General features: G+C 46.9%; 3 protein-coding genes and 1 riboswitch. Of the genes, 1 reads left to right on the top strand and 2 read right to left on the bottom strand.

From position 1 onward, the window contains the following. Positions 1-277: 277 nt before the first annotated feature. Entirely contained in the window at positions 278-805 is a 528-nt protein-coding gene (locus FWJ59_RS08975; RefSeq protein ID WP_414481596.1) for a folate family ECF transporter S component, read from the bottom strand. A gap of 79 nt (positions 806-884) precedes the next feature. Then, positions 885-981, bottom strand: a riboswitch (THF riboswitch). A 174-nt stretch (positions 982-1,155) separates the two neighbouring features. Then, positions 1,156-2,451: an FMN-binding glutamate synthase family protein gene (locus FWJ59_RS08970; RefSeq protein WP_414481598.1), complete on the bottom strand. Its 1,296-nt coding sequence runs from the start codon at positions 2,449-2,451 to the stop codon at positions 1,156-1,158. A 194-nt stretch (positions 2,452-2,645) separates the two neighbouring features. On the opposite strand from FWJ59_RS08970, the gene yfbR reads away from it, so the two are divergent. After that, the coding region (gene yfbR, locus FWJ59_RS08965; RefSeq protein WP_414481597.1) for a 5'-deoxynucleotidase at positions 2,646-3,133 on the top strand (488 nt) is incomplete at its 3' end.

Raw genomic sequence — 3,133 nt, 5'->3', positions numbered from 1 at the left:
GCGCATTGCAAAGAGGTGTGACAGGATATTCAAGATCAGCGATGGGCACGTAACTATAACTTAAAAACATCCAAAACTTATCAGCCATGCGGAACATTTCCTGGTATATCTGGAAAACTCAGGACTGGTTTAAGTGTAACAAGTGCGGCTATAAGTCGGATACGGATAAGGTGGAGGCACTAAGCATAGCTACCAGAGTGCTCAATGCTTTCGGGGCATGACCCTGAGAGAAAGAGAAATGCGATATCCTCCCCCTAATTAATTAGGGGGAGGATGTTCACTGCCTTGTAAAATAGAAAACTTGCTGTGAGTGTTTGATAACCAGTTTTAAAATGATGACATATGCGGGGATTAAAAGAGCTTTGCCAATGATTCTGGGCGGTAACAGCGCCAGGTATGCTTTGCCGTGCAAGAGGCTCAGCCACAGCGTGTTAAGCAGAACGGAAACTGCGGCTGTAACTGAAACTATGGTTATTACAAAGAACCAGTTCCAGTAATTGCGATAGTACCTGGCCATCAAGCCGGGGATTAACCCTGTTAAAGCAGATGTTAAGGTAAATCCCGGAAAATAGGGGCCACCAACCGGACTGATGGCATATCCTATGAGGTCGGACAAGGCGCCGCAGGCTATTCCGTATACAGGTCCCAGCAAAATGCCGCTTAACATTATGGGGACCTCGCCGAAGCTGAGGCGCAAGGCGAAGACGCCAAGTATATTGACATTACCTGCAAAAAAGCGCGTGAGTATGACGCTTATTGCGGTAAACAGCCCTGTATACGCCATTTTTCTTATGCGGCTTTCCATAAAAAAGCACCTCCTTTCTCTTTTAGATGGCAGAGAATGCCACCTTAAAGAGAACGAAATGCCTTCTCTCATACCAGGTGGCAGCGGATGCGGTACTGCATCGCAGGCCATTTAAGCCTTTCGTCCAGGGGCAACATCCCATCCCCTGGCACTTAACGCGCAGCACCTACTCTGCCTATCCTTTTACTCGGTAGTTATTTTCGCTCCATTCTATCAAAAAAAAATTTGGGAGGCAATATGCTCCCGTTAAAAAATATTCCATTAATTTTCAGCTTTTCGGCTGCTTAATTTCATAAATCCAGCAAGTGGATGAATTGACGCATAATCACATAGCTTGTTGGAAAATCGATTTAAATGGGGTGCACGTTATATGCCAGCTTTACTCCGGTAATCTGCGCCATTTCGGGAGTGAGGGCTACCAGATCATCCTTGCTTAGCTGATGGATGGAGCTTTTCCCGAGGCAGCGCAGGGCGATATCCATCTCTTCCCGTAAGGCTTTCAAGAAGTTGCTGGCGCAGTTGGCTGCTTCATCTATATCGAGCAGCTCGGTATATTTGCCGGTGTAAAGGTAAAGGTCGGTTGGGCTTGCTCCGGCGGGCAATTTATTGAGCTGCGTGTATATGGCTGCAATGGCCACTGGATAGCCGATGTAGAAGGCGTCAGCTCCCAGAGCTATGGCTTTTAGCATGTCACCGCTGTCTCTGAAGCCTCCAGTCATGATCAGGGATATCCTATCCCTGCAATTATTCTTTTCCAGGTATTCCACCGCTCGCACAAGAGCATATAGGGTGGGGATGCCGAAATTGTTGATGGTTATCTCAGCGCTCCCAGCTGTTTCGCCCTGTGCACCGTCAATTACCACAGCATCGGCTCCGGCGTATAGGACGGTATCCAGATCCTGTTCAATGTTCCCGGCTGCAATTTTGATGGCTATGGGTACGCCACCGGTTAACTTCCTCAGCTCATCTACCTTGCGCTTAAGGTCATCCCTGTTGTTTATATCGGGAAACCGTGCGGGCATCACGGCATCCTGTCCTTCCTTGAGCTTTAAGTGTTTTCGCAATTCATCTCCGATAAGCTTATTGCCTATTTTAAATCCGTCGCCAGCACTGGCCCCCTGACCCATCTTAATCTCGATCATATCTGCTTGTTTGAGCTCTTCAGGCGCATTGCCCCAACCGGCGCGGTTGTACTGCACCACGTAAAGTTTGGCTATGTCGCGCTCTTTTTGCAAAAAGCCCGCCTCGCCGGAATTGGTGGCGGTTCCTATGGATGCCGAGGCTCTAGCTAAGGCTATTTTGACCGGAAGGCTTACGGATGCGCCGTAAGCCATGCCCGCTATCATGAATGGTACGGGGAGTATCAGGGGCTTTTTGGCGTTTTTGCCTATCACCACCTGGGTATCCATTTGGGTGCCATCAGGGGTTGGAAACATATTCGGGATGAACATCAGGTCCTGAAAATCTTTGAAGTTGAGGGTGGAACCTAATGGTTGCATGAGGGGCTGTCCGTTTTTTGCTCGTTCGGCAATTCCCATGAATTTCAAGAAAGAATAGTTGTCTACCAGCCAGGGCACTTTGATCATCTTCATATCGCTCATCTTTTCCAGCAGTTGATCTAGCAGTCGGCTGTATAGGTATTTCATCAATGACACACGTATCACTCCTTTTATTGTTATTTATTAGGTAAGTATTTGTTAGGGTAGGGGATTTTATTCCACGCAAGGATTTGATTTAAGGAAGAGCTATGCTAAAATGGTAAATGAGGAAATGATATAAGAAATCTTATAGTGCTTGGGAGGAATTTCAATTGAGCCACTTTTTTGCTTATCTTTCCAGGATGAAGTACATACAGCGATGGGGGCTTATGAGGAATACCTGCCAGGAGAATATTCAGGAGCACAGCCTGCAGGTGGCCATGATTGCCCATGGATTGGCGGTTATAAAAAACAAGTTTTTCGGTGGCAAGGTTGATCCAGAGAGGGTAGCGACCCTGGCGGTGTTTCATGAGGCCTCGGAGGTGATAACCGGCGATTTGGCCACCCCTATAAAATACTTTAATCCCGAGATATGCAGGGCATATAAGGAAATAGAAAGGATTGCCGCTAAAAAGCTGTTAAATATGTTGCCCGAAGAGCTAAGGAATGAATATAGGGATTTGTTTTTTATTGAGGAGAAGGATACCGAGCACTGGAGAATAGTCAAGGCAGCCGATAAGATATGTGCATATCTAAAATGCGTTGAAGAGATAAAGGCAGGCAATCAGGAGTTTTCAAAAGCCATGAAGGCCATAAAGGCCCAGATAGACCAAATGGATTATCCGGAGGT

The sequence above is a fragment of the Caldicoprobacter sp. genome, from assembly GCF_047459465.1.
Classification (GTDB): Bacteria; Bacillota; Clostridia; order Caldicoprobacterales; family Caldicoprobacteraceae; genus Caldicoprobacter.
This window is presented reverse-complemented; position numbering and strand designations above follow the sequence as displayed.

Excerpts from the sequence above, each read along its gene's own strand:
- FWJ59_RS08975 (WP_414481596.1), bottom strand. The coding sequence starts at position 805 with ATGGAAAGCCGCATAAGAAAAATGGCGTATACAGGGCTGTTTACCGCA.
- FWJ59_RS08970 (WP_414481598.1), bottom strand. The coding sequence starts at position 2,451 with ATGAAATACCTATACAGCCGACTGCTAGATCAACTGCTGGAAAAGATG.